We start from the raw sequence: 26,952 nt of genomic DNA, 5'->3' as shown, positions 1-26,952 counted from the left end.
AAAAATGTGGAGATTGAAGAGATTTTCCAACCAGATCGAACAATACAGGAAAACGGCCGGCTTAGCATGAACCGCTGCGAAAACGTGGGTACGGGAAAACTAAATTGCCTGATGACGGGAGCTGGCCCGACGAAGCGGTGGAGAGAATCTCACGGCGCCACGTCTGGCGGCGCCATGTGAGGTGAGAATCTTGGCTCAGGACAATGCGAAGCGGATAACGCCGTCTGGACCGGTTAGCCGCCGTAACTTACCGTCTTTCCACAATTTATGCAGATGGGCCAGCGCCTCGCCGAGGGCAAAACTGAGCTGGTGGGCGTCGAGCTGGCGGCGAAACATGATCGGCACAATGTCAACTGCCGAACGCGGCTCGTTGCACGCAACCAACACTTCGGCCAGGCGCGCCTCGTGGTGTGCGCGCAGTTGCGCGATGCGCGTGTGCAAGCCGCGGAACGGGCGGCCGTGCGAAGGCAGCACCAGCGTGTCTTCCGGCAGGCCGGCGAACTTGCCGAGGGAATCAAGGTAGAGCTGGAGCGGGTTGCCTTCGGGCTCGACGGCAAACACCGACACGTTGGTCGAGATGCGCGGCAGCACCATGTCGCCCGACACCAACAGCCGCAGCGCATCGCAATACAGGGCCGCGTGTTCCGGCGAATGGCCAAAGCCGGTGATGACGCGCCAGTCGTGCTGGCCGATGCGCACCAGCTGGCCGTCCTGCAGGCGGGTGTAGGACGCGGGTACGGACGGCACCAGCGACGGATAGTAGTTGTGGCGGCTCTTCATCTTCTCGAGCATCTCCGGGTCGGCCAGCCCGTGCCGCTGGAAGTGCGGGACGGCCGAGGGACCATCGACGCCGGGCAAGCCGGCCGCCATCATGCGCGCGAACGCGAACTCGCCGGCCGTGGCCCAGAACGGCGCCGCAAAGCGCTCGCACAGCCAGCCCGACAGGCCGACGTGGTCCGGGTGGCAGTGCGTGGCCAGCACGCGCAGGAGCGGCAGGCCGGCCATCGGCCCGGTGAACAGCGCTTCCCATGCGCTGCGGGTAGGGTCGGTCGCCACGCCGCAGTCCACCAGCGCAAAGCCGTCGCGGCCCTCGGCCTGGTCGTCCAGCAGCCACAGGTTGATGTGGTCGAGCGCGAATGGCAGCGGCATGCGCAGCCAGCGCACGCCTGGCGCTACTTCGTGCAGGTTGCCCGGCGCGGGCAGGAGGTCGCCAAACGGGTAGGCGAGCTGGGACTCGAGTGGATTCATGCGGAAAGACCTTCGTATTCGGGCGGGCGGCGCGCTACAATGCGCTTGACGTTGACGTAAACGGAAAACGGATCGGGTGTCTTGATTCTAAGCGATTTACGTCCCTTGCCTCTCCCTTTACCGCGGTAGACCTCATGGCCACTTACAGCATCGCCGAACTGGCGCGCGAATTCGACATCACGGCGCGTGCGATCCGGTTTTACGAAGACCAGGGATTGCTCAGCCCCATGCGCGAGGGCCAGGGCGGACGCAACCGCGTGTACACGGCGCGCGACCGCACCCGCCTGAAGCTGACGCTGCGCGGCAAGCGGCTTGGCCTGACGCTCTCGGAAATCAAGAGCATCATGGACATGTACGAGTCACCCAAGGACACGGTGGCGCAGATCAACCGCTTCCTCGGGGTGCTGGCCAAGCAGCGCGAGACGCTGGAGCAGCAGCGCGCCGACATCGAGGTGGCGCTGGCCGAGATCACCGCGCACGAAGAGGAATGCCGGCGCCTGCTGGCCGAGAGCGCGCCAGGCAGCGCCAGCAAGGCGGCTTGATTAATTAGTCTCTCATTCCCCAACAACGTCGTCCCCGCGGAGGCGGGGACCCATGCTGAGGCGCCTCCACCTGCGGCGTCGGCAACTTTGCAGCGACGCATTCTGTCTATGGGTTCCCGCCAAGGCGGACGGCGAGTCCGGGAACGACGTGCTGGCGCTAACAATGCATTTTGCTGTGCCACAGCAATGCCGCTTATGCTTTACGTTTACGTAAACGTCAGCACTGCGGTATCATGCCCTTTCTGGCAATTCCGCCACCCCCACACCGTGAGGACGACGACATGCTGCATCTTCCTGGCTTGACCTTTGACCATGGCGAGGACATCGCCGCGCTGCGCGAGGCAGTGCAACAGTTCGCCGAGGCGGAAATCGCGCCGCGCGCCGCCGAGATCGACCGTACCGACCAGTTCCCGATGGACCTGTGGAAGAAAATGGGCGAGCTGGGCCTCTTGGGCATCACGGTGAGCGAGGAATACGGCGGCAGCAATATGGGCTACCTGGCCCACATCGTCGCGATGGAAGAAATCTCGCGCGCGTCGGCGTCGGTTGGCCTGTCGTACGGGGCGCACTCGAACCTGTGCGTCAACCAGATCAAGCGCAACGGCAACGAAGAGCAGAAGCGCAAGTACCTGCCCAAGCTGATCTCGGGCGAGCACGTGGGCGCGCTGGCCATGTCCGAGCCGAACGCCGGCTCCGACGTGGTGAGCATGAAGCTGCGTGCCGACCTCAAGGGTGACCGTTACGTGCTGAACGGCACCAAGATGTGGATCACCAACGGCCCGGACGCCGACACCCTGGTGGTGTACGCCAAGACCGACCTCGAGGCCGGCCCGCGCGGCATGACCGCGTTCCTGATCGAGAAGGGCTTCAAGGGCTTTTCGATCGCGCAGAAGCTCGACAAGCTGGGCATGCGCGGCTCGCACACGGGCGAGCTGGTGTTCCAGGATTGCGAAGTGCCGGTCGAGAACGTGCTGGGCGGCGTGGGCAAGGGCGTGAACGTGCTGATGTCGGGCCTGGACTTCGAGCGCACCGTGCTGTCGGGCGGCCCGCTGGGGATCATGAGCGCCTGCATGGACGTGGTGGTGCCGTACATCCACGAGCGCAAGCAGTTCGGCCAGGCGATCGGCGAGTTCCAGCTCATGCAGGGCAAGATCGCCGACATGTATTCGACCATGATGGCCTGCCGCGCCTATGTGTACGCGGTCGGCCAGGCGTGCGACCGCGCGACCAGCCCGGAGCAGGTGCGCGCACTGCGCAAGGACGCCGCCGGCGCCATCCTGTACAGCGCCGAGAAGGCCACCTGGATGGCCGGCGAAGCGATCCAGACGCTGGGGGGCAATGGCTACATCAACGAGTATCCGGTCGGTCGTCTCTGGCGCGATGCGAAGCTCTACGAAATCGGCGCAGGCACCAGCGAGATCCGCCGCATGCTGATTGGCCGCGAGCTGTTTGGCGAGACGATGTAAGCAGGGCGTTAGCGGCGCCTTCTATCATTAGCCCAAAAGCCGTCATCCCGGCGCAGGCCGGGATCCATGCTGAATGCGCAGCACTACTGGCGCTACCGGCTTCGGTACCTCGGCATGGGTCCCGGCTTTCGCCGGGACGACGATGCAAGCGGTAGCAATGAAATAGAATGTCCGCTCAACGACGCGCGCGAGACGAACGATGACTAAAGTTCCGTTCCCGAAACTGCTATCGTCCCAGATAGCATTCGACATCGCGCGCGCCATCCTCGACGGCTTCGACAAGCACTACCGCCTGTTCCGTCACGCCAGCAAGACCGCCAAGCGCTATTTCGAGATCGGCGCCTGGCCCACCGCCCAGCAGGCCGCGCGCGAGCGCATCGGTTACTACGACCGCCGCGTGCAGGAATGCGTCCACGCCCTCGAGGACGAGTATGCGCCCGAGGAACTGACCGACGCGGTCTGGCGCGAGGTCAAGCTGCACTACATCGGCCTGCTGTCGCACCACAAGCAGCCGGAACTGGCCGAAACCTTCTTCAACTCGGTCAGCTGCCAGATCCTGCACCGCGAATACTTCAACAACGACCACCTGTTCGTGCGCCCGACGGTGTCGACCGAGTACCTCGAGACCGAGGAGCTGCAGCCGACCTACCGCGTGTACTACCCGGCGGCGGACGGCCTGCGCTTTGCGCTCAAGCGCATCGTGACCAACTTCCAGCTCGACGCGCAATTTGCCAACCTGGGCCGCGACATCGAGCTGGTCGAAGCGCGCATGGCCGCCCAGTTCGGCCTGGAAAAGCGCGAGGCCAACCAGCAGCTGCAGGTGCTGTCCAGCCTGTTCTTCCGCAACAAGGGCGCCTACATCGTCGGCAAGGCCATCAACGGGCCGCAGGTGTACCCGTTCGTGATCCCGGTCCTGCACAACCGCCGCGGCCAGCTGGTGCTCGACACCGTGATCACGGACCAGGAAATGATCACGATCCTGTTCTCGTTCACGCGCGCCTACTTCCTCGTGGATATGGAAGTGCCCTCGGCCTACGTGCAGTTCTTGAGGAGCCTGATGCCGCGCAAGCCGCGCAGCGAGCTCTACACCATCCTCGGCCTGCAAAAGCAGGGCAAGACGCTGTTTTACCGCGACTTTTTGCAGCACCTGAAACACAGCTCCGACGATTTCGGCATCGCCCCCGGCATTCCGGGCCTGGTGATGCTGGTGTTCGAGCTGCCCTCGTTCCCGTACGTGTTCAAGGTGATCAAGGACTTCTACCCGCCGCCCAAGGAAACGACGCGCGCGCAAATCAAGGAGAAGTACCTGCTGGTCAAGCACCACGACCGCGTGGGCCGCATGGCCGACACGCTCGAATACTCGAACGTGGCGTTCCCGCTGGCGCGTTTTTCCGAGGAGCTGCTGGCCCAGCTGCAGCGCGACTGCCCGTCGCAGGTGGACATCGAAGGCGAGCGCATCATCATCCGGCACCTGTACATCGAGCGCCGCATGGTGCCGCTCAACATTTTCCTGACGCGCGCCGAGCAAAGCGGCAACGACGAGCTGGTCGAGCACGCGATCGTCGAATACGGCAACGCGATCAAGGACCTGGTCGCGGCCAACATCTTCCCCGGCGACATGCTGTACAAGAACTTCGGCGTCACGCGCCACGGCCGGGTGGTGTTCTACGACTACGACGAGATCGAGTACCTGACCGATTGCCAGTTCCGCGACATCCCGCAGGCGATGAACGAAGAAGACGAGATGTCGGCCGAGGTCTGGTACCCGGTTGGCAAGCACGACGTGTTTCCCGAGCAATTTGAGAGCTTCCTGCTCGGGAATGCGAAAATACGGCATTATTTCTTGAAGCACCACGCGGACTTGTTGACCCGCGCGTACTGGCAGTCACACAAGGAGCGGATACTCGCAGGCGTCGTCGAAGACGTCTTCCCGTACCCGCAGCAGATTCGATTCAGTAACCAGGCGGCCGCCATCCCGGCGGTCTATTCGCCGTCCTATTTGGAGAACCTACACAATGAATGATCCGATCGTTATCGTTGGCGCCGCCCGTACCCCGATGGGCGCGTTCCAGGGCGATTTTTCCTCGAAGGCTGCAAGCGACCTCGGCGCGGTGGCGATCAAGGCCGCGGTGGAGCGCGCCGGCGTCAAGCCGGAGTCGGTCGAGCACGTCTATTTCGGCAACTGCCTGATGGCTGGCCAGGGCCAGGCCCCGGCACGCCAGGCGCTGATTAAGGCCGGCCTGCCGCTGTCCACCGGCGCGGTGACCCTGTCCAAGATGTGCGGCTCGGCAATGCAGGCCGCCATCTTCGCGCATGACCAGCTGCTGGCCGGCAGCGCCGACATCGTGGTGGCCGGCGGCATGGAGTCGATGACCAACGCGCCCTACCTGATCCCGAAGGCACGCGGCGGCTACCGCATCGGCCACGGCATGATGTTCGACCACATGATGCTCGACGGCCTGGAAGACGCCTACAGCAAGGACGAGAAGACCGGCGGCGGCCGCTCGATGGGCACCTTTGCCGAGGAGTGCGTGGCCAAGTACCAGTTCTCGCGTGAAGACCAGGACAACTTCGCGATCGCGTCGGTGAAGCGCGCGCAGGAAGCGACCAAAGAGGGCTACTTCAAGTGGGAAGTGGCCCCGGTGACGGTGTCCTCGCGCGCGGGCGACGTGGTGGTGGACAAGGACGAAGGCCCGCTCAAGGCCAAGCTCGACAAAATCCCGGCGCTCAAGCCGGCGTTCAAGAAGGACGGCACCGTGACCGCCGCCTCGAGCTCGTCGATCAACGACGGCGCCGCCGCGCTGGTGATGATGCGCGAATCGAAGGCCAAGGAACTGGGCCTGACCCCGATCGCCCGCGTGCTCGGCCACGCCACCCACGCGCAGGAACCGAACTGGTTCACCACCGCACCGATCGGCGCGATGCAGAAGCTGTTCAAGAAGACCGGCTGGACCGCGGCCGACGTGGACCTGTTCGAGATCAACGAGGCGTTTGCCGCAGTGCCGATGGCAGCCATGCGCGACCTCGACATCCCGCACAGCAAGGTGAACGTGCACGGCGGCGCCTGCGCGCTGGGCCACCCGATCGGCGCCTCGGGCGCGCGCATCATCGTCACCCTGCTGGGTGCGCTCAAGCGCACCGGCGGCAAGCGCGGCGTGGCATCGCTGTGCATCGGCGGTGGTGAAGCGACCGCGATGGCGATCGAGATGGTGTAACGACCACTCGCGTATGATCCGTCGTTCCCGCGGAGGCGGGAACCCATGGACCGCTTGACCGGCCGCACCATCAGCCGCAAGTCGAGCAAGCTCAGCATGGGTCCCCGCCTGTGCGGGGACGACGGCGTTTAGGGAGTTGGAAATGCCCACAGCACTCATCCTCGGCGCGTCGCGCGGCATCGGCTTCGAGCTGGCGCGCCAGTACAAGCAGGACGGCTGGCGCGTGATCGCGACCGCGCGCAAGGCCGAAGACATCGACAAGCTCGCCCGGCTCGGCGCCGAAGCGCACCCGCTGGACGTGACCAGTGCCGACTCCATTGCCGGCATGGGCTGGAGGCTGGACGACGAGAAGATCGATGCCGCCTGGCTGGTGGCCGGTGTCTATGGCCCGCGCCATGACGGCTTCCCGACCGAGCAGGAATTCGACGAGGTCATGCACACCAACGTGCTGGCCGCGATGCGGCTGATCCCGATCGTCGGGCCGCTGGTCGCTGCCACGCGTGGCAAGCTGGCCGTGATGTCGTCGAACATGGCTTCGCTCGGCCACCGCAGCCAGGCCGGCGCTTCGTTGTACCGGGCCAGCAAGGCCGCGCTCAATTCGGTGCTGGTCGATGCCGCCCTGATCTACGGGCCGCAAGGCGCGACCTGCGTGGCCTTCCACCCGGGCTGGGTGCAGACCGACATGGGCAGCAAGAACGCGCCGATGCCGGTTGCCACCAGCGTATCCAACCTGCGCGCCACGCTGGCGCGGCTGGACGCGTCGGCCAACGGCAGCTTCCTCAACCACGACGGCAAACCTTTGCAGTGGTAGTCTTTTTTTACGAAACCATATGATCCTGACCGAAGAACACCAGATGATCCGCGACGCCCTGCGCGCTTTTGCGCAGGAGCGCCTGGCCCCCAACGCCGCCCGTTGGGACCGCGAGCATTACTTTCCGAAAGCTGAACTGAAGGAGCTCGCCCAGCTCGGCGCGTTCGGCGTGGCGGTGCCTGAAGAATACGGCGGCGCGGGCCTGGACTACGTGTCGCTGGCGCTGGTGCTGGAAGAGATCGCGGCCGGCGACGGCGGCACCTCGACCATCATCTCGGTCAACAACTGCCCGGTGTGCTCGATCGCGATGATGTACGCGAACGAGGAACAGAAGCAGCGCTGGCTGGTGCCGCTGGCGCAGGGCGAGCTGCTGGGCGCGTTCGCGCTGACCGAGCCGCACACCGGCAGCGACGCGTCCGCGCTGCGCACCACCGCCGTGCGCGACGGGAACGAATACGTCCTGAACGGTACCAAGCAGTTCATCACGAGCGGCAAGAACGGCGACGTGGCGATCGTCATGGCAGTCACCGACAAGGCGGCCGGCAAGAAAGGCATCAGCGCATTCTGGGTGCCGACCAATACGCCCGGCTACGTCGTGGCCGGCATCGAGCAGAAGATGGGCCAGCACTCGTCGGACACGGCGCAGATCGTGTTCGAGAACTGCCGCATCCCGGCCGAGAACTTGATCGGCGAAGAAGGCATGGGCTACAAGATCGCGCTGTCGGGCCTGGAAGGCGGGCGCATCGGCATCGCCTCGCAGTCGGTGGGCATGGCGCGCGCCGCGTTTGAAGCGGCGCTGGCCTACGCGAAGGAGCGCGAGAGCTTCGGCAAGCCGCTGTTCGAGCACCAGGCGGTGCAGTTCCGCCTGTCCGAGATGGCGATGCAGGTCGAGGCCGCGCGCCAGCTGATCCTGCACGCGGCATCGATGAAGGACGCGGGCCTGCCCTGCCTGAAGGAAGCCGCGATGGCCAAGCTGTTCGCGTCCGAAATGGCCGAGCGCGTGGTGTCGAACGCGATGCAGGTGTTCGGCGGCTACGGCTACGTGGCCGATTTCCCGATCGAGCGCATTTACCGCGACGTGCGCGTGTGCCAGATCTACGAAGGCACCAGCGACATCCAGAAGATCCTGATCGCGCGGGCGCTGTAAGAGACCGGTAGGGTGGGCGGGTCTCCCGCCCACGCGTTCAACCACGGCATGCGTTCAGGCCACGCGTGCTCTGTCTGGACGCGTGGGGTGAAGATGGCCAGTGGCCAGCTGAACGACCCGCCCACCCTACAAAAAAGTGGGGAGCCGGAAGGCTCCCCGTCCCCCCATCAAACCTTACTGCGTGATCACGCTCACCTTATCGAGGGTGAACGAGGTCTGCAGCGAATAGTCCTCGTTCATCTCAAACGAAATGGTCACGAGCTGCCCCTTGTATGGCGTCAGGTCGAAGCTGCGCAGCTGGTAGCCGGGCGCCTTGTCCAGGTTGCTGTAAGTCGCCAGCGTTCCGAGCAGGGTGCCGGCCGAGTTCTTGACCGTCACCACCAGCTTGTCGTACGCGATCGAGCCGCTGAACTCGTCGGTGTCGATGTGCAGCGCGTAGGTCAGCGTGGCCGATTTCGTGGACGGCGGGATATTGACCGTCTGGCGCAGCGACTCGGTGGCGGTCCTGCCGTTGCCGCCCAGGTAGGCGAAATAGCGGCCCTCGTACGGCACCTCGTTGTTGTAGCCCACCCAGCTGCCGATCACCCCGGTGGTGCCGAACCACCCTGCCGCCTGCGATTCGAAGCCGCCGTTGGTGATGCGCTCGAAGGGCGTGCTGGCCTCCACTGTCAGCGTCGCGGCGCTGCTGGAGGCGGTGCCGGCGGGCGACGCCGAATCGGTCACCCTGGCCGAGAAACGCGCTCCGTTGTCGTTTGCCGCAGCCTGCAGACTGTAGCTGGCATTGTTCGCTCCGGCGATGTCGGCGCCGTTGCGCATCCACTGGTACTTGTATGGCGGCTTGCCGCCAATGGCCCCCACCGAGAAGCTCGCCAGCGCGCCCGGCGCCACCGTCACGCTCTGCGGCTGCGCGTTGATGACCAGCGGGCCGCCCGTCGTATTCTCATCGACGTCGGCGCCGACATTGATCGCCGCGTAGGCGCGCTGCACGGCAATGGCCTCGCGGCTGCCGGCGCCGTACAGCTCCTGCGCGGCCTGGATCACCTTCGCGCGCGCGTCGGCGTAGTCGGTGGACGAGGTGAACTTGGTGGTCAGCGCTCGGAACCAGATGCGGTAGGCCTTGTCGTTGCCAATGCCGGTCATCGCGCGCGGCGACTTGGTCAGGTAGGGGCTGTAGTAGTCGCTGCCGCTGTCGGCCTTGGAACCCTGCGACAGGAAGTAGAACATGCGGTTGTTCGGACCGCTGCTGTAGTGCACGTCCAGCCCGCCGATCGAGCTGCTCCAGGCGTCCGGGCTGCTGCCGTCCTTGCTCGGCTTGTACATCCAGCGCAGCGGGTCGCTGGAGCGGCTGATCTCCATGCCGATCAGCCAGTCGTTGCCGGACGGGACGGTGCTGCCGGTGCCGCCGCCGCGCGCGTAGGCCTCGGTCATCTCGCCGTTGATGTCCGAGGCCGACTCGTTCAGGCCGCCGGATTCGCCGTAATACGCGAGGTTGGAGGTGGCCGCCGTGACCCCGTGCCCCATCTCGTGGCCGATCACGTCGACCGAGCCGAGCGAGTAGAAGTAGGTGCCGCCGTCGCCGATGAACATGCACTTGCAGCTGTCGCTGTAGTAGGCGTTGTCGTAGTTGTTATAGACGTGGGCGGCGATGTAGGTGGCGGTGTTGTTGCCGTCCAGCGAGTGCCATCCGAGCACGTTCTTGAGCGTGTCGTAGGTGTTCATCATGCCCCACAACGCGTTCACCGCCGCGGTCTGGCCATTGGCGTTGGTGGTGGAGCCGCCCGCCACATACTGTTGGCCATCGCCCCAGGTGTTGGTGCCGTTGGTGTACACCTCGCCCGCGGTGCTGCCGTGGTCGGCATTGGTGATGGTGTTGGCGCCGTACCTGCCGCCGGTGCCGCGCAGCGGGTCTTTCATCACAAAGCTGCCGCCGGAGGACGAGGTGCTGACCGGAACCTGGCCGTTGTACTGGCTCTTGCCCACGCCGGTCTCGGTCTGCAGCGCGTTCCATTGCTGCAGCACGCGTCCGTCCACCGCGCTGACGATGGCGTCGCGGTGCAGCGGCCGGTCGGCGTTGATCATGCGCGTCTTGACCAGGTAGGCGAGCTCGTAGCCGGCGACCTGGGTGACAAGGTCGGTGGCGTTGAGCTGGCTTTCGCGCTTGTGGAAGGCGGACGGGATGCGCACGCGCTTGAGCACCGGGTAGATCACCAGCTCGGCGGTGGGCGGCGAGACATGGGATGCACCCGGCGCGCCGGTGCGCACGAGCTGCTCGATGGCGCCCTGTGGCGTGAGCGCCGGCGTGACGTCGAAGTTGGCAAAGCGCTGGCCCAGGCTGGCCGCCGAGGCGCCACGCCCCAGGCCCGCGCGCCGGTCGGCCGCCGATTCGCTGACGATGTTGCCAGCCGCATCGCTCACCACCACCGATTCGGACTGGTACACGCGCACGCCCTTGTAGGTGTGGGCAAAGCGGCTTACGTAGGTGCCGTCGCTGCCGGGATGCTGGGCTGCGAGCAGGAAGCCGTGGTCCTGGTCGAGTCCGTACTTGGCGCGGGTGTCGAGCAGTTTGCTCTGCAGCACAACGACCTGCTGCGGATTGGGCGCGACCGGGCCGCTCATCCGCATCGACATGCCCGGGCCGCTGGGAGCCCGGCTCGCCGCTTCAACCGTGGTTCCCAGCAACAGGGGAACAGCCGCCATCGATGCGGCAAGCAATCTCTTATTCAGGTTCATTTTTTCTCCGTTGTTTGCTTGTGGATGTCGTCGGAGAGCTGGACGGTGGAGGTCGAGCTCAGCGTTGAACATAGGCGAGCCCGGCGCGGACGCTTTATGCGGCCACAACCTGTGTGCGAATTGTCGGGTTCGCACCGGTGACTCGTAGAGCAACGGAAATGAAACTGGCGTTCCGTGTCCAATAGACAACCGGATTTGGTGCTTCGGTTTAACGGGCCGCCAGCGCAGGCGGCCGCAGGAGCGATTACTGCCCTTCGGTGATGCGCGAGGAATGCGAGGACACGATGGTCCACTCGCCGCCACGCCTGATCCACACGCGCGTGAAGCGGAATTGTCCGCTCCACGGCTGGCCGTTCGAGACGCCCGACTGCACGCTCACGCCATTGACCACGGCGGTGTCGCCGTATTCGCGGATCACCACGTCACGGTTTTCGATCCGGCCGTTGACGCGGCTCTTGCTGCTCAGGTCGCCCAGGTAATCCACCTTGCGCTGCACGCGGCCATCGGAGTGGACCAGCACGAAACCGGGATCGATCAGCTTATCCAGCCCCGCCACGTCGGCGCGCTTGCGCAGCTCGTTCCACGACGCATCGCGCGCGGCGAGCAGCGGGTCGGCAGCGAACGCGAGCGGCATGATGGCGGCCAGCACGGCCGCACAGAACAACGGGAGCGTCTTCATGGGGTTCCCTGTAAAACGGTCAGCTCACCGCCGGTTCGAGGAGCGTGAGCGTCTGTTTGTCGGCGTCGAGCGTGGCCTTGACGCCGACCGGGATCGTGAACTGGTTGCGGATGTGGCCGAACGACCAGCCGGTCACCGCCGGCACCCTGAGCGGGGTGAGGTGGACGTCGAAGGTCTGGTCGAGCGTGAGCGACTCGTCGTGCTCGTCCGGGCCGCATTTGTCGCAAATGCCGACCATCAGCGCGGCCGCCTTGTCGAAGCCCACGGCCAGGTCGAGCTGGGTCATCCAGCGGTCGATGCGGTAGGGCTCTTCGTTGACCTCTTCCAGGAACAGGATGCTGTTGCGAAAATCGGCCGCATACTCGGTGCCGGCCAGGGCGGCGACCAGCGACAGGTTGCCGCCGATGAGCGGGCCGGTCGCCACGCCGCCGTGTACCGTGCGCACCGCGTAGTGCGGCTCTTCCTGCGCATGCAGCGCGTTCTCCTGCGCCATCTGGATGGTGTAGGTCGGCTGCGGGTCGGTCAGCACCGCCAGCATGTGCTCGTTGGAGTAGTCGCACGGGGTCGATGCGGCGACCGGGCCGTGGAAGGTGACCAGGCCGCTATGTCGGCGGATCGCCAGGTGCAGCGCGGTGATGTCCGAATAGCCGAGCAGGATCTTCGGATGGTTGCGGATCAGTTCGTAATCGATGTGCTTGAGCAGCGAGATCGCACCCGAGCCGCCGCGGATGCACCACAGCGCCTTGATTTCGGGGTCGAGGAACATGCCGTGCAGGTCGGCCAGCCGCATGTCGACCGAGCCGGCGTACTTGCCGAACACTTCGCGGATGTAGCGCCCCACCTTGACCTTGAAGCCGAGCGCTTCGATGTGCTGCACGGATTTCTCGATGGTCTTGTCGCTGACGTGCCCGGCGGGCGCGATCAGGCCGATGGTGTCGCCCTGTGCCAGGCGCGGTGGTTTGATCAGGTGTTTCATGGGTCGTTGCTGCGGGTGGGAGGCGCGTGCGCGGCGCGGCGCGGCCGCCAGCGCGGGGCCGGCCGGGGCCAGTGCCGCTGCCGCGATCAGGGATCCGAACGCGCGCCTGCTGATCTTACTGTTGGACATGCTGCCCTCGAAATAAAAAAGGCCCGCGCGGGCCGGAGGCGCGGAACGCCTCCTTGTCGCACGGGCCCTGCAGGCCAAGGCTGTCAGAAGAACTTGTAGTTCACGTTCAGCGTGTAGGCACGGCCACGCGGATCGGCCACGCGCGGATCCCAGCCGGCGCCGACGACGTCGTCCACGTTGTGGGCGGTGAACGGCGGGTTGCGGTCGAACAGGTTCTGGATGCCGAACGTGATCGTCGTGTTCTTCAGGCCGGTGTACGTGGTGGACAGGCCGAAGGTGGTGTAGCTGGCGACGTCCGGGTTGAAGCCGGCCGGCGGCGTGCCCTTGCCGGCGTTCGGCAGCTGGTCCTTGTAGCCCGAGGCAAACGTGTTGCTCAGCAGGACGCTCCAGTCACCACGGCTCACGCTGAAGGTGGCGCTGTGCTTCCAGCGCAGGTACAGGTCGCGGGTGAAGAACTTGCCGACATATTCTTCGTAGTTGCCGATTTCCGCGAACTTGTAGCTCTGGGTCCAGGTGCCGTCCAAGGTGGCGTTCCACTTGTAGCCACCGTCGAACTTGCCGTCGCCACGCAGGCCGAGGTCGGCGCCGCGGGTCTTGGCGCCAGCCACGTTGATCCAGCCGGCCTGGACGTACTGGATGGTGCCGTCCGGGTTGCGGATGATGTTGCCAGCCAGCGCAACCGGGTTAGCCAGCACGATGCTCGCACTGCGGTTCAGGATGCGGTCCTTCATGTTGATCGCCCAGTAGTCGAGCGATGCCGAGAAGCCCTTGAACGGCTCGACCACGACACCCAGCGTGCCCTGCTTGGAGGTTTCCGGACGCAGGTTCGGGTTGCCGCCCGACATGTAGCCGAACTTCTCCGGCGCGCAGAAGCGGGCGTCGCCCGGGTGCTGCGCGCAACCCACGGTGTCAACCACGCCGCTGGACAGCTCCTGGCTCAGCGCGCCGGTGTAGAGCTGGGTGAAGCTCGGGGCCAGGAAGCCCTTGTTGGCCGAGCCGCGGAACAGCAGCCACGGGGCCGGCTGGTAACGGAAGGCGATCTTCGGGTTGGTGGTGCCGCCGATGACGCTGTACTCGTCGTGGCGCACGGCCAGTTGCAGTTCGAGGTCCTTGGTCACCGGGGCAATCAGCTCGGTGTAGACAGCGCGCACGTAGCGGTACGACTGGTTCAGGTTGGCGTTGCCCGGTGCCAGCAGGATGTCCTCGGCGGCCACGTCCTGGTGGTACATGTAGCTTTCGCGGCGCAGGTCGAAGCCGGCGGCCATGGCCAGCGGGCCGGCCGGCAGGTCGAAGATCTGGCCGGAGATGTTGCCGTCCAGCTGGTCGAGGGTGGTGCGGCCAGTCTGGAAGCTGCCGATGTACTTGGTCTTGTTGATCGCGTCCATCGCGGCCTGGGTCTGGCCCTGGCCCGGCAGCGCCCACGGGTTCACGATGCCGCTGCCCAGCACGCTGTACAGGGCCTTGGTGTAGGCGTAACCGTCCAGCAGGTCCATCTTGGTGGTGCTGACCGCGCGCGACAGGCCGACGCGGTAGTCCCAGTTCTTGATCGTGCCTTCGGCGCCGATCAGCAGGCGGCCGCTCTGCGTCGTATTGTCCTGGGTGCGGTTGCCGACCGGGTTGGCGCGCCACTTGTACAGGATCGGCTTGGTCTTGTCGAAGGTCGGGATGAAGGCCGACAGGTCCTGGTAGTACGGGCCGCCGACCGGATAGGCGTTGCCGTTGGCGAACGAAGTCGAGATCTGGGCCGGGGTCAGGATCGAGGTGACGTCCGATTTCGAGCCAATCGCTTCGGCGAACACCTTGTGGTCCGGCGCCAGCTTGTAGGTGCCGCGCACCAGGAAGTTGCCCTGCTTGGACGGCGACTGCATCACGTAGTCCGCGCCGTAGTCATACGCGCACGAATACTTCGAGCGCAGCGGCGAGGTGACGTCTTTCCACAGGTCGGACTGGTATTGCGACATGCCCGGATAGGAGTCGCACTTGTTCTGCAGGCTCAAGAGGCCGGCCTGGAGATACTTGTTCGGATCGCCCGGCATCGTGAAGCCGGTGCCCAGCGCGCTGCCGGCGCCGGTCAGCTGGTTCGCGAACGGGGTGCCGGTGGTGTCCGGCGACAGGCCGCGCGCCGGCTGGAAGCCGTTGGCAAAGCTGCGCTGGCGCGAGTCGAGCTCTTCGTTCTTGGTGAACGAGAACGTGCCCATGATGTTGTAGCCGTCGGTCTCCAGGTCGCCCTTACCGGCCAGCAGCGAAGCGCGGTGGATGTTGCCGCCGCCGGCTTCCGTCACGTTGGTCGAGCCGGTCGCCTCCAGGCCCTGGTAATTGCTCTTGAGGATGATGTTCATCACGCCACCGATCGCGTCGGTGCCGTAGATCGCCGAGGCGCCATCCTTCAGGATCTCGATGCGCTGGATCGCGGCCATCGGGATCGAGTTCAGGTCGACCGCCTTGCCGCTCTTGCCGTGGGTCGGTGCGCGGCGGCCGTTGATCAGCACCAGGGTGCTGTTCGGGCCCAGGCCGCGGAACGAGGCGAACGATGCGCCGCCGCTGACGCGGTCTGCATCCGGGCCGAACACGTTGTTGCCCGAAGTCGGGTTGTCGGCGCCGGTACCGTTGGCCGAGATCACGCGCATCAGCTGTTCGGCCGAGGTGATGCCCTGCTTCTGCAACTGGTCGAACGAGATCACCTGCACCGGCAGCGCGCCTTCCTTGGCCACGCGCTTGATGCTACTACCGGTGATTTCAACACGCTGGATCGGGCCTTCAGGCTGGTCCGCACTGGACTGCGCGAAGGCAGGTGCGGCAACGCCGATCAGGGCGATCAAATGTGCTAGTTTCTTTAACTTCACGCGTCTCTCCTTGGGGTGTGCTTGGGCAGTGGTCTCGCCGACGGCCGAGATGATCTGGGTGTAATGTCAAGGCATTACGTTATGTTTTGTTCAAAAGGTAAGGCAGCAGGGAAGCTCTACCAAATGAAATATCTGGCGGGAAGTATAACTTCGCGGAATGATTACCCAGAATAAAACGCGCCGAAACGCTCACTCAGAGTGGGTAGTCCGTTCCCTTTCCGCAACATCGACATCCAGATAACGCCAGTTGGTGAATTCGACGGGGTGGCGCTTGTAGTTTTTAAGCCACGGTTGGCGGATATCGGCGGAGAGCACGTGGGTCAGCGGCACCCACGGGTTGTAGGCGTGGATCAGCTGGTTCATCTCGAAATACAGCTTTTTGCGCTCGGGACCGTCCGGGAGGGCGCGCGCCTTCTCATAGCGTTCGTTATAGGCGGGCAGGTTGAAGCGGGCGTAGTTGGCGCGGCCGGCGTTGGGGCCGTACAACAACTGGTAGAAATTGTCGCCATCGGGGAAGTCGGCCACCCAGTTGCTCTCGAACATCATCACCTTGCCCAGGCGCGAGGCCTTGATGATCTCGGTCTTCTTGTCGGACTTGAAGACGACGCGCAGCCCGATCGAATTCAGGCATTTGCGCCACAGTTCGTCGCGCAGGCGGCCACCGACCGTCGCTTCGCTGTGCATGGTCAGCGTCAGCGGCTGGCCGCCGGGGGCGCGGCGAAAGCCGTCGGGGTCGCGCTGGTCGTAGCCGAACTTGTCGAGCAGGGCGTTGGCCAGCGCAGGGTCGTAGGGCACCGGGCTGCGGTAGTTGGGGTCATAGCCGATCGCGTCCTGGGGCAGCGGCGAGTCGGCCTTGGTGGCCATGCCTTTCTTGAGCAGGGCGATGTCCTCGGCGTTGTTGTACGCCATCGAGATTGCGCGGCGCAGCGCCACCTTGTCCTTGCCGTAGCCGCCGATCAGCGGGTTCTCCATGTTCATCCACATGTAGTAGGTCTGGAGCACCGGGAAGCGGTACAGCTGCATGCCGCGCTTGGCCAGCTCGGGCTTGAGCTTGCCGTCCTTGATGACCATGTCGGTCATCGATTCGGGCACCTGTTCGATGTAGTCGTATTCGCCGTTCAGGAAGCCGAGCATGCGGCCCTGGAATTCTTCGGCGATCTTCACTTCGACGCGGTCCACGCGCGGCAGGCGCTTGCCTTCGAGCGCAGCGTCGATTTGCTTGTCCACGGGGTCCGCGCTCGGGGTGGCATGGAACACGGCGCTCGAGTACGGATTGGCCAGCAGCACGATGCGGTCGCTGCGCTTCCAGTCGCCGATCATGAACGGGCCGGTGCCGACCGGGTGGTTGCCGGCCTGGCCGGGGTAGGCTTCGACCACTTCGCGCGCAACCACGCCGGAGGCGGGGATGGCGAGGTAATACAGGAAATTGTTGTCCGGCTCGGCCAGGCGGATGCGCAGCGTGTACTTGTCCACTGCCTGCAGGCCCGGGATCTGGGTGTCGTAGCTGAACTTGTCCTTGAGCGCGGCGTCGCCGAGCAGCTTGCCCTCGAACATGTAGGCCCATGGCGATTTCAGGGCCGGGTCGTACAGGCGCTTGAGGCTGTACACGTAGTCCGCGGCCGTCACTTCGCGCTTCTTGCCCTTGAAGGCCGGATCGTCGCTGAAATAGATGCCGGGGCGCAGGTGGAAGGTGTAGGTCTTGCCACCATCCTCGATGCGCGGCAGCTCGGTGACGGTGTTGGCCGCCAGCTTGACCGGGCGCGCCAGGTAGTCGTAGCGCAGCAGCGGGTCGAACAGGTTTTCCAGCAGCGACAGCGAGGCCAGGTCCGATGCCACGGCCGGGTCCAGCCCGGTTTCGCTGGTGGACAGGAACATGTGCAGGACTTTTTCCTTGTGGTCGCCTGACGGTGCGTCGGCTGCGGCAGGCAGCGCGAAGCAGGCGGCAAGGATCAGGGCAGCGGCGGTGTGGCGTCGTGTCGTCATGAGTGGGCAGTTTTAGAGCGTCGTCCCGGCGAGCGCCGGGACCCATGCTGACTGTGCAGGAACGCAAACTCAGCATGGGTTCCGGCTTGCGCCGGAACGACGTTGAATCATAGGCGCAGCGCTTCATGACGGCAATAAAAGAAATATCGCTCATAACTTTTTTGCATGGCGCGGGTGCATTCTTTCATCCTTGGCGATTGCTCTCAGCCTATACTCTCCGCTGCACAATCGTGCCGTCAGGCATCTGGCACGTCATCAGCGGGAATTTCAATGGCATTAAATTACATCTGGTCCGGTTTCTTCCTGGTCGGCTTCGCCGCCGCTTTCGCGCAGTGGCTGTTCCTCGGCGACACCGAGATCTTCAAGAAGATCATCGACGGCACCTTCGACTCGGCCAAGCTGGCAGTGATGGATATTGCGCTGCCGCTGGCCGGCGTGATGACGCTGTGGCTGGGATTGATGAACGTGGGCGAAAAGGCCGGCGCGGTCGGCTTTCTGGCGCGGATCATCTCGCCGTTCTTCTCGCGCATCTTCCCGGATGTGCCAAAGGATCACCCGGCCACCGGCCACATGGTGATGAACTTCTCGGCCAACCTGCTGGGCCTGGACAACGCGGCCACGCCGTTCGGGCTGAAGGCGATGGAGAGCCTGCAGTCGCTGAACCCGAACAAGGACGAGGCCAGCAACCCGCAGATCATGTTCCTGGTGCTGCACACCTCGGGCCTGACGCTGATTCCGCTGGCCATCATGGCGCAGCGCGCGATCCTGGGCGCCAAGGACCCGTCGGATATCTTTATCCCGTGCATGATCGGCACCTTCATCTCGGCGCTGGCCGGGATCATTGCCGTGTCGATTCGCCAGAAGATCAATTTGTTCGACCGCGTCGTCATCGGCTGGCTGGGCGGCATCACGGCGGCGATTGGCCTCTTGGTCTGGTACATGACCAATTTCCTGACCAAGCCGGAAATTGAACTGGGCTCGCGCGTGGCGAGCAACCTGATCCTGCTGCTCATCATCGTGTCCTTCATCGGCGGCGCGCTGCGCAAGAAGGTCAACGTGTACGAATCCTTCATCGAGGGCGCCAAGGGCGGCATCCAGACTTCGCTCACCATCATCCCCTACCTGGTCGGCATGCTGGTGGCGATCTCGGTGATCCGCAACTCGGGCGTGCTCGGCTTTATCGTCAGCGGCTTCGACTGGGTGCTGGGCCAGCTCGGCCTGTCCACCGAGTTCACGCCGGCGCTGCCCACCGCGCTGATGAAGCCCTTGTCCGGCAGCGGCTCGCGCGCGATGATGATCGACGCCATGAAAACCTACGGCCCGGATTCCTTCGTCGGCCGCCTGGCCTGCATCTTCCAGGGCTCGACCGACACCACGTTCTACATCGTGGCGCTGTACTTCGGTTCGGTGGGCATCAAGAATGCACGCTATGCCATTTCCTGTGGACTGATCGCCGACTTTGCCGGCATCATTGGCGCCATCGGCGTCGCCTATCTCTTCTTCGGTTAAGGAACACCATGCTACGTCGCCTCGTCATCGCCGCCGCCTTTGTCGCCTGGCTGCCCGCGCACGCCCAGTTGCCGGAACCCGTTGCCCGCGTGCTTGCCGACAATGGCATCCCGGAAGCGGCGCTCGGCGCGCTGGTCCTCCGCGGCGATACCGTGGTGCTGGCGCACCAAGTCACGCAGCCGATGCAGCCGGCCTCGACCATGAAACTGGTCACGACGATGGTCGGCCTGGAACAGCTGGGGCCGGTATTCCGCGGCCGCACCGAGCTGCGCAGCAATGGCGAGGTCAAGAACGGCGTGCTCAAGGGCGACCTGGTGCTCAAGGGCGGCGCCGACATGGACTTTTCGAGCGAGGCGCTGGAGAACATGCTGCGCGCGCTGCGCTACCAGGGCATCCGCAAGATCGCCGGCAAGCTGGTGCTGGACCGCCAGCTGTTCAACCCGGCGCGCAGCGATGTGGGCGTACCGCCATTCGACGAGTCGCCGGAGGCGTATTACAACGTCATTCCGGACGCGCTGATGATCAACAAGAACATGCTGCAGATCGACATGCGCTCGACCGCCAAGCGGATCAAGCTGGAGATGCAGCCGACGCTGGAGAAGGTGTCGATCGGTTCGGACATGGTGCTCGTGGACGGCGAGTGCAAGAAATGGGAAGACGGCTGGAAGCTGCCCGAGGCGCTGCGCGACAAGAGCGGCCGCATCAAGGTGGTGCTGCACGGGACCTTCCCGCGCGATTGCGTGGCGGACAACAGCATCAACGTGGTGGACCGCAACGACTACCTGGACCGGCTGTTCCGGCTGAAGTGGAAGCAGCTGGGCGGCACCATCAGCGGCGAGACCGTCGAAGGCGCGGCGCCGCCAGACGCGCAGCTGCTGGCGGCGCACACTTCCCGGCCGCTGCCGGAGCTGGTGCGCGACATCAACAAGCCATCCGACAACACGCTGGCGCGCACCGTGTTCCTGAGCCTGGGCAGCCTGGAAGCCGACCCGCTGCTGGGCAGCCATCCCCTGCCGCCGAGTCCTGACACCACCTACACCCGGGCCGACCAGGCGGTGCGCAACTGGATGCGCGCGCACCAGATCGACGACAGCGGCTTGGTGCTGGAAAACGGCTCGGGACTGTCGCGCCTTGAACGGATCAGCCCGCAGCAGATGGGCGGGCTGCTCAAGGCAGGCCTGGCCAGCAACTGGGCGCCCGAGTTCCAGGCCAGCCTGCCGATCGTGGCGGTGGACGGCACCATGCGCCGGCGCCTGAAGGACAGCCCGGCGGCCGGCCATGCGCGCCTGAAGACGGGCAGCCTGAGCAATGTGGCGGCGGTCGCGGGCTATGTGCCGGATGCCAGCGGGCGCACGTGTGTCGTGGTCGGCATGGTCAACAGCGAGCTGGTGAAGAATGGCAAGGGCCGCGCGGTGCTGGATGCGCTGATCGACTGGGTGGCGCGCTCGGGGACTGCGGAAACCACGGTGGCAGTCAACCATTGACGGCTGGCTGCTCCGCCGGCCTAACAAAACCTTTCGCCTCGTCGTTCAGCGCGAACGAGCAATCTCTGGAAGCGACGAAGCCAGCCAAGAGTTCGCTCAACGACGGAAGACCATCGACCGAGGCACACGCGTGACACATCCGGCCATCGAATACTCGGACTGAGGCTGTTTACGTCCGCTATCGACCCGAAGTGGACACGTCGGCTAACGTCAGAAGTAAGCTGTAGCGAGAGGTTTTCGTCTCGCAATTTTCTACGTAAGTTCAGCGTACAAGCGCCGGAGTATCGCGTCGCCTGCGTCTGAATTCGCAAGCAGATAGCTACCGCTCCAGTTGTCCCACCCGGCGGAAATCACAAGCTCGGCACGTAAGAACGACGGACTTATGCCTTCATCGGGTCCAGCGACAGTGACCCCGCGCCTAGAAAATCCGAGTTCGTTTTCAAGTTTGGCGCATACCTGCTGGTATGCCACGGAATCATAATCGCCGAAGTCGAGAGTTACGTGCCCGTTTGCGGCGATGGACAAGGATGGGTTCATAGCGATGCATATGGCTGAGTTCAGACAACAATCCATTCTCGACGTAAGTCCGCTTCTGGCCGATAGCAGCCTGAGACGATCGGCTGTACCGACCCGTTGCGGTCCTTCGTCCGGGGACCACAACGCGTCTAACCAATCTTTATCCAATAGCGACGCGCCAGTTGCCCTTCGTCGAAGGTAATGCGTTCAAATACGCCACCATTCGATTCAATAACTTTCCGGGATCCAACGTTCGCGTCCTTACAGGTGATGCTTTTGGCCGAACTCGGCCTTTCAGACTCAGCATTACAGCTTACGGAAGATGAAAAGTCACGAACGGTCACCGGCACGATGTTCGCCAAGAGTTCGCAATTCATGTGCTTGACCCTGTTCTTGATGAGTTCATGAGGGACGTCCGCTCCGATAGGGAAGCTTCGGCCACGACTACGCGCGATACCGCATCAAGAATGCACAAATACTCGCCCGGCGTTACATTGGCCGCGGCGAGCACCGGCCGTTTATGGCTTCACGAACTTGAGCGTCATGCGGTCGCTCTCGCCGATGGCCTGGTACTTGTCGCGGTCAAGTGCGGCGTTGGTCAGGGTCGGCGGCAGCGCCCACACGCCGCCCTTGTGGTCGGCCTTGTCCTTTGGATTGGCGTTGATCTCGGATTTGCCGGCCAGCTTGAAGCCGGCGCTCTCGGCCATCTTGATCACATACGACTCGTGGACGTAGCCGCTCGTGGCCGTGGCATCTTGCGGCATGGATTCTGGCAGGCGGTGGTCGGTCACGCCCAGCACGCCGCCCGGCTTCAGGCTGGTGTACAGCGCCTTGAACATGTCCTTGACCTTGTCGTCGCCCAGCTCGACGAAGTTGTGCACGTTGCGGAAGGTGAGCACCATGTCGACGCTGTTTGGCGGGGCGAAGTTGTAGATGGCCTTTGACGGATTGAAGGCGCCCCGCACGACCTTGTCATAGACCGCAGGGTTGGACTCCAGCAAGGTCCTGGATATGAGGCCGGCACTGATCAGCTTGCCGTCCTGGCGCAGGTAGGGCGCCAGGATCTCGGTGTACCAGCCGCCTTCCGGCAGCAATTCGACTACCGTCATGGTCGGCTTGATGCCGAAGAAAGTGAGCGTTTCGTAAGGATGGCGCCAAGTATCGCGCGCCACGTTGGTGCTACTCCGGTGGCTGCCTGCGATGGCCGTGCGCAGCTGGGCATCGTCGGCCTTGTCGGCGGCCTGCGCGAGGCCGGCCAGGGCGCCCGCCAGCAAGCCGGCGGCCAGGATGAACCGTTTCATTGTGTCGTCTCCAGGATCGATGGCAGCGGCGCCATGCCGTGCCGCCCGGCAATCATCGACTACGTCCTACTTGTCGTCAAGTTAATATTTGTGGGCATCTGTCGGCAGTACGCTCGCGAACACATTTGGGAGAATTTCGATCAAATTCGACCGGCAAAACGCGCCGTCCGTGGTGACAGTACAATTTTGGCTCCGTAAGCCAATCTACTCCCAAGGCGTCCAAACATGACCTATCTCTTCAGGCAGGCTGGCAGTTCCGATATTCCGGCCATGTCGCGGATACGCCTGTCTGTCGCGGAAAATGTGTTGTCCGACCCGACAAGCATCACCAATGCGATGTACGAAGATTTTTTGGACAGGTCAGGCCGTGGATGGGTCGCGGAAAGCAACGGCGAGATCGTCGCTTTTTGCTACGCAAACAGCACAAACGCGTCGATCTGGGCCTTGTTCGTGCGGCCGGACCATGAAGGGCAAGGTCTCGGCAAAACCTTGCTTGGCCTGGCGGTGGATTGGTTGTTCAGCATTGGCCACGAGCGCGTCGAGCTGACGACGGCCGCCAACACACGCGCGGATCGTTTTTATGCGGCGCAGGGCTGGGTGCGCCAGGCTGCGGGCGCTTCCGATGTCGCCTATTCGCTCACCCGCGTAGGGTGGGCACTTGTGCCCACGCGGTGATACGCGCCGCGTGACTACCCGCGTGGGCTCAAGAGCCCACCCTACGAGAAACACGGGTCAGCAAGCCCTACAGCTGACGGTAATCCGCCTGAACCTTACACACCTCGGTGCGGCTCAAAGGTCGATCACCATCTCGAAACCGCCGAAGATCATGCGCTTGCCATCGAAGGGCCTGTTCTCGGGCTTGGCCATCTCGGCCGAGCGCGGATCCTTCATGACTTTTTCGTTGACTTCGTCGCGGTGGGCACGCGACTCGTACATGATCCACGCGAAAAACACGGTTTCGCCCTCCTCGAGGTTCACGCTCTGAGGGAACGAGGTCAGCTTGCCAGACTTGACGTCGTCAGCGATGCATTCACGGAACTGCAAGGCGCCGTGTTCGCGGTAGATCTTGCCCACCAGCGTGGCAAGCTCCCGGTATTTGTCCAGGTTGTTCTTGGGAACCGGCACCACGAATCCATCTACATAAGCCATCTCAGTCTCCTCGGAAAGTTCCAGCTTGTGACCTGATGCTTGGCCGGCAGGCGCCGGCCTTAGGTGCTTCAGGCAGCCTGGTCCTGCGGCACGGCCAGCTCGCGCACCGGCCGTACTTCCACGCTGCCGTATTTGGCCGGCGGAATGCCGCTGGCGATCCGGATCGCTTCGTTCAGGTCGGCCGCGTCCACCAGGTAGAAGCCCGCCAGCTGCTCCTTGGTCTCGGCGAACGGCCCGTCGTAGAGCGCTACCTGGCCATTGCGCACACGGACCGTCGTTGCGCTCGCGACTGGGTGGAGCGGCTCGGCCGCCAGCAGCCGCTGGCCCTCCACCAATTGCTGCGCATAGGCGGCACAGGTGGCGTCGGGGCATGCGTTCCAGTGTTCCTGGTCGAGATAGACGAGACACAGATATTTCATGGGCTTCTCCCTTGCAGGCGGTCAGTGTTGGATCAGGGCACCGTTGACGATCCAGGGCACGCCAAAGCGGTCCGTGACCATGCCCGAGCCCTGGGCCCAGAACGCCGGCGCGAACGGCATGGTGATCTGCCCGCCCTCCGACAGGTCGGCAAAGATGCGCTGCGCCTGTTCGACAGTGTCGTAGCTGAGCGTGAACGAGACACCTTTGATGCCCTCGTACGGCATCGATGGCGGGCAGTCCCCGGCGAACAGCATGTTGCCGTTCTTGTCGAGCGCAAGGCGGATGTGGGCGATCAGGTCGCCTTGCCCGGCCGGCGTCCCCGACGGACAGGGCATGTCGGCCATGCGGATGGTGGTCTCGATCTTGCCATCGAGAACACGCTCATAAAAGCGCATCGCTTCGGCGCAGTTTCCGTTGAATACCAGGTACGGGATCGGTTGCATCATGGTCTAGTCTCCTTTTCGCGGTTGATCGGGAAGCGATTGCGTTCCTTATCCCTTAGTCGAATGGGCGGGCGGCGGTTTCGACAGCCCCGCTCACAAATTTTTCGTCATGCCCGGAATTGCTCGATCCGGCGGCGCAAGAAGCGGCGTTCCGGCTCCTGGCGGGCCAGCGCCAGCGCCTGTTCGTAGGCGGCGCGGGCGTCCGCGTGCGCGCCCAGGCGCCGGCACAGGTCGGCCTTGGCGGCCCAGGCCAAGTGGTATTGGCGCAACGGCTCGCTGGCAAGCAGTGCTTCCACCAGCGGCAAGCCAGCTTGCGGACCGTCGCGCATGGCAACAGCCACCGCATGGTTCAGTTCGATGACCGGCGCTGGTTCATGGCGCAGCAGCACCTCGTACAGGCCGGCGATCTGGCGCCAGTCGGTGTCGCCCGCCTGCGCGGCCTCGGCGTGGACGGCGGCAATCGCGGCCTGCAAGGTGTAGGAGCCGAAGCGGCGCGACAGCAAGGCGCGCTCCACGCGCGTGCAGCCTTCGTCGATCAGGGCGCGGTCCCACAGGCTGCGGTCCTGCTCGTCGAGGGGAATCAGGTCGCCGTCGGCCGAGACGCGCGCGGCGCGGCGCGACTCGTGCAGCAGCATCAGCGCCAGGAGGCCAGAGACTTCGGGCTCGGGCAGCAGTTGCTCGAGCAGGCGCGCAAGGCGGATCGCCTCGGTGGACAGGTCGGCGCGCAGGACGGTATCGCCGGAAGAGGCGGAATATCCTTCGTTGAACACCAGGTAGATCACGCGCAGCACGCTTTGCAGCCGCGCCGGCAGTTCATCGGTGTCCGGCACCTGGTAGGGGATGCGGGCGTCACGGATCTTGGCCTTGGCGCGCACGATGCGCTGCGCCAGCGTGGGCGCGGCGACCATGCAGGCATGCGCGATCTCCTCGGTGGCAAGGCCGCACACTTCGCGCAGGGTGAGGGCGACGCGCGCTTCCTCGGACAGGCTGGGGTGGCAGCAGGTGAAGATGAGGCGCAGGCGGTCGTCTTCGAGTTCTGTAGCCTCGCCCGGGCCGGGGGCCTCGTCGGCGAGGTTCTCGACCACGCCGGCCGCGTCGTCCCACGCGGTAAAGCGGCGCTGGCGGCGCAGCTGGTCGATGGCCTTGAAGCGGCCTGCGGAGACCAGCCAGGCGAACGGGTTATTGGGGACGCCATCGCGCGGCCAGGTTTCGGCGGCGGCGATGAAGGCGTCGTGCAGCGCTTCCTCGGCCAGGTCGAAACTGCCGAGCAGGCGCACCAAGGTCGCGAAGACGCGGCGGGCGTCGTTGTGGTAAATCGCTTCCAGTGTCGCGGTGGTCGTCGTCACGGCGCGGGCCTTTCACGTCCGGGTTCGGGTCACTGTTCAGGTCAGCCTGGCAAGTGTATCGCAAATTGCAATTTTCTTAACGGCGCTTGGGCCGGTTGGACGCGTGGGCAGACGAGCTGCCCACCCTACGGTTATGGAAACGCGCGGATGACGGCCGAGGCGTCGTCGGCGTTTTTCACGGACATGCCCGTGGCGCCGCCCAGTTCGAACGCGCGCAGCTCGCCCACCAGCGCAGCCGCGCCGCGCGTCGCGCACGCGGCTGCCAGCTGCTCGTCGGTGTACAAACCGTACGGGTCAACCAACCGGTAGAAGCCATCGGTCATCATCAAGAGCACCGACCCTGCTTCGACCTCGAGGTTGAACTCGCGCGCATCGAACGGTCCGCCCGGCGCAAGACACAACGAGATGGGAGCGGCAGTCGAATTCTGGAATTCGCGCCGCGCACGCAGCATCGGCAGCAGCCGCTCGCGCCGCGTGGCCGGGTCGGTGATGCCCTGGCTGGCCAGCTTTGCGATCTCGTCGCGCACGATGCCTTCCTGCGCGTTGACGTACGGGTCCAGGTCCAGCACCGCTCCGCCGGGCAAGCGCAGCAGGGTCTTGCAGTCGCCCACGCACCAAGCCTGCAGCGCCGTGTGGCCCCGCTCGTGCCAGATGCGCACCCACGTCATCGCCGCAATGGGCCACGCGTACATTGGCACCGCCACCGCGTGCGTCTTCTCGTCGAACACGCGACGCACCTGGTCGAGCGCCAGCCGCACGCTGTCTTCCTGGCGCCGCCCGGCGCTCGCCGTATGTGCCAGCGCGCGGGCGAACTCGCGCACGAACCAGACCACGTCGCCTTGCTGCGCATCGACGTAGTCCCGGTCCGCCACCGAGGAACCGCCATCGATGATGACGATGTCGGTCCAGCCCTCCTGTTCAAACACCGCAATCAGGTCTTCGTTGTGGTCGCCGTGCCCGGGGGAAGAAACTGTATCGATCGTCATTGCTCGTTGTCGCGCCTCGAAAATATGGT

General features: G+C 64.4%; 21 protein-coding genes. 9 read left to right on the top strand and 12 right to left on the bottom strand.

The genetic code is table 11. The features are described 5' to 3' along the window. Nucleotides 1-195: 195 nt before the first annotated feature. Entirely contained in the window at nucleotides 196-1,248 is a 1,053-nt protein-coding gene (locus tag NX774_RS20555) for an MBL fold metallo-hydrolase (protein ID WP_258824152.1), read from the bottom strand. Between the two features lie 134 nt (nucleotides 1,249-1,382). Here NX774_RS20555 and NX774_RS20550 point away from each other — a divergent pair, with 134 nt between their 5' ends. The 6 genes from NX774_RS20550 to NX774_RS20525 all read left to right on the top strand — a co-directional run bounded on the left by NX774_RS20550 (nucleotide 1,383) and on the right by NX774_RS20525 (nucleotide 8,429). After that, nucleotides 1,383-1,790 carry a MerR family transcriptional regulator gene (locus tag NX774_RS20550; RefSeq protein ID WP_258824151.1) on the top strand — a complete coding sequence of 136 codons (408 nt, stop codon included), beginning with the start codon at nucleotides 1,383-1,385 and terminating at the stop codon, nucleotides 1,788-1,790. Between the two features lie 281 nt (nucleotides 1,791-2,071). After that, entirely contained in the window at nucleotides 2,072-3,256 is a 1,185-nt protein-coding gene (locus tag NX774_RS20545; protein ID WP_258824150.1) for an isovaleryl-CoA dehydrogenase, read from the top strand. A gap of 199 nt (nucleotides 3,257-3,455) precedes the next feature. Continuing rightward, complete coding sequence (gene aceK, locus NX774_RS20540; RefSeq protein ID WP_258824149.1) at nucleotides 3,456-5,279, top strand: bifunctional isocitrate dehydrogenase kinase/phosphatase; 1,824 nt, start codon at nucleotides 3,456-3,458, stop codon at nucleotides 5,277-5,279. Next, nucleotides 5,272-6,471 carry an acetyl-CoA C-acetyltransferase gene (locus NX774_RS20535; RefSeq protein WP_258824148.1) on the top strand — a complete coding sequence of 400 codons (1,200 nt, stop codon included), beginning with the start codon at nucleotides 5,272-5,274 and terminating at the stop codon, nucleotides 6,469-6,471. The genes aceK and NX774_RS20535 overlap by 8 nt, the downstream gene beginning before the upstream one ends. Nucleotides 6,472-6,613: 142 nt before the next feature. Next, the gene (locus tag NX774_RS20530) at nucleotides 6,614-7,282 is read left to right on the top strand and encodes an SDR family oxidoreductase (protein ID WP_258824147.1); all 669 of its coding nucleotides are present in this window, start codon (nucleotides 6,614-6,616) and stop codon (nucleotides 7,280-7,282) included. 19 nt (nucleotides 7,283-7,301) lie between these two features. Next, nucleotides 7,302-8,429: an acyl-CoA dehydrogenase family protein gene (locus tag NX774_RS20525; RefSeq protein WP_258824146.1), complete on the top strand. Its 1,128-nt coding sequence runs from the start codon at nucleotides 7,302-7,304 to the stop codon at nucleotides 8,427-8,429. A 174-nt stretch (nucleotides 8,430-8,603) separates the two neighbouring features. Here NX774_RS20525 and NX774_RS20520 read toward each other — a convergent pair whose 3' ends face one another. The 5 genes from NX774_RS20520 to NX774_RS20500 form a co-directional block, all read right to left on the bottom strand. After that, nucleotides 8,604-11,159 carry a M4 family metallopeptidase gene (locus tag NX774_RS20520; protein ID WP_258824145.1) on the bottom strand — a complete coding sequence of 852 codons (2,556 nt, stop codon included), beginning with the start codon at nucleotides 11,157-11,159 and terminating at the stop codon, nucleotides 8,604-8,606. Nucleotides 11,160-11,403: 244 nt separating this feature from the next. Then, the gene (locus NX774_RS20515; RefSeq protein ID WP_258824144.1) at nucleotides 11,404-11,838 is read right to left on the bottom strand and encodes a nuclear transport factor 2 family protein; all 435 of its coding nucleotides are present in this window, start codon (nucleotides 11,836-11,838) and stop codon (nucleotides 11,404-11,406) included. Between the two features lie 19 nt (nucleotides 11,839-11,857). After that, nucleotides 11,858-12,943, bottom strand: coding sequence for a S66 peptidase family protein (locus tag NX774_RS20510; RefSeq protein ID WP_258824143.1), 1,086 nt, complete (start codon nucleotides 12,941-12,943; stop codon nucleotides 11,858-11,860). Nucleotides 12,944-13,026: 83 nt separating this feature from the next. Continuing rightward, entirely contained in the window at nucleotides 13,027-15,786 is a 2,760-nt protein-coding gene (locus tag NX774_RS20505; protein ID WP_258824142.1) for a TonB-dependent receptor, read from the bottom strand. A 189-nt stretch (nucleotides 15,787-15,975) separates the two neighbouring features. Next, nucleotides 15,976-17,769 (bottom strand): ABC transporter substrate-binding protein, encoded by a 1,794-nt coding sequence (locus NX774_RS20500; RefSeq protein WP_258824141.1) that lies wholly within the window; start codon nucleotides 17,767-17,769, stop codon nucleotides 15,976-15,978. Nucleotides 17,770-18,039: 270 nt separating this feature from the next. On the opposite strand from NX774_RS20500, the gene NX774_RS20495 reads away from it, so the two are divergent. Both NX774_RS20495 and dacB read left to right on the top strand, forming a co-directional pair. Beyond that, the gene (locus tag NX774_RS20495) at nucleotides 18,040-19,278 is read left to right on the top strand and encodes a spore maturation protein (RefSeq protein ID WP_258824140.1); all 1,239 of its coding nucleotides are present in this window, start codon (nucleotides 18,040-18,042) and stop codon (nucleotides 19,276-19,278) included. 8 nt (nucleotides 19,279-19,286) lie between these two features. Beyond that, the gene (gene dacB, locus NX774_RS20490; RefSeq protein WP_258824139.1) at nucleotides 19,287-20,762 is read left to right on the top strand and encodes a D-alanyl-D-alanine carboxypeptidase/D-alanyl-D-alanine endopeptidase; all 1,476 of its coding nucleotides are present in this window, start codon (nucleotides 19,287-19,289) and stop codon (nucleotides 20,760-20,762) included. 1,034 nt (nucleotides 20,763-21,796) lie between these two features. Here the strand turns inward: dacB and NX774_RS20485 are convergent. Continuing rightward, the gene (locus NX774_RS20485; protein ID WP_258824138.1) at nucleotides 21,797-22,579 is read right to left on the bottom strand and encodes a class I SAM-dependent methyltransferase; all 783 of its coding nucleotides are present in this window, start codon (nucleotides 22,577-22,579) and stop codon (nucleotides 21,797-21,799) included. A 225-nt stretch (nucleotides 22,580-22,804) separates the two neighbouring features. On the opposite strand from NX774_RS20485, the gene NX774_RS20480 reads away from it, so the two are divergent. After that, the gene (locus NX774_RS20480; RefSeq protein ID WP_258824137.1) at nucleotides 22,805-23,254 is read left to right on the top strand and encodes a GNAT family N-acetyltransferase; all 450 of its coding nucleotides are present in this window, start codon (nucleotides 22,805-22,807) and stop codon (nucleotides 23,252-23,254) included. 114 nt (nucleotides 23,255-23,368) lie between these two features. On the opposite strand, the gene NX774_RS20475 is transcribed toward NX774_RS20480, so the two are convergent. From NX774_RS20475 to NX774_RS20455, 5 genes are all read right to left on the bottom strand, one after another. Continuing rightward, the gene (locus tag NX774_RS20475) at nucleotides 23,369-23,728 is read right to left on the bottom strand and encodes a DUF1428 domain-containing protein (RefSeq protein WP_258824136.1); all 360 of its coding nucleotides are present in this window, start codon (nucleotides 23,726-23,728) and stop codon (nucleotides 23,369-23,371) included. 68 nt (nucleotides 23,729-23,796) lie between these two features. Beyond that, nucleotides 23,797-24,147 (bottom strand): YciI family protein, encoded by a 351-nt coding sequence (locus NX774_RS20470; protein ID WP_258824135.1) that lies wholly within the window; start codon nucleotides 24,145-24,147, stop codon nucleotides 23,797-23,799. 21 nt (nucleotides 24,148-24,168) lie between these two features. Further along, nucleotides 24,169-24,594, bottom strand: coding sequence for a VOC family protein (locus NX774_RS20465; protein WP_258824134.1), 426 nt, complete (start codon nucleotides 24,592-24,594; stop codon nucleotides 24,169-24,171). Between the two features lie 104 nt (nucleotides 24,595-24,698). Continuing rightward, a complete protein-coding gene (locus NX774_RS20460) occupies nucleotides 24,699-25,937 on the bottom strand; it encodes an RNA polymerase sigma factor (RefSeq protein WP_258824133.1) in 1,239 nt (412 codons plus the stop codon). A 131-nt stretch (nucleotides 25,938-26,068) separates the two neighbouring features. Beyond that, nucleotides 26,069-26,923 carry a hypothetical protein gene (locus tag NX774_RS20455; RefSeq protein WP_258824132.1) on the bottom strand — a complete coding sequence of 285 codons (855 nt, stop codon included), beginning with the start codon at nucleotides 26,921-26,923 and terminating at the stop codon, nucleotides 26,069-26,071. Between the last annotated feature and the right edge of the window lie 29 nt (nucleotides 26,924-26,952).

Origin of the sequence: Massilia agilis, assembly GCF_024756255.1 — a bacterium.
Classification (GTDB): Bacteria; Pseudomonadota; Gammaproteobacteria; order Burkholderiales; family Burkholderiaceae_D; genus Telluria; species Telluria agilis.
This window is presented reverse-complemented; position numbering and strand designations above follow the sequence as displayed.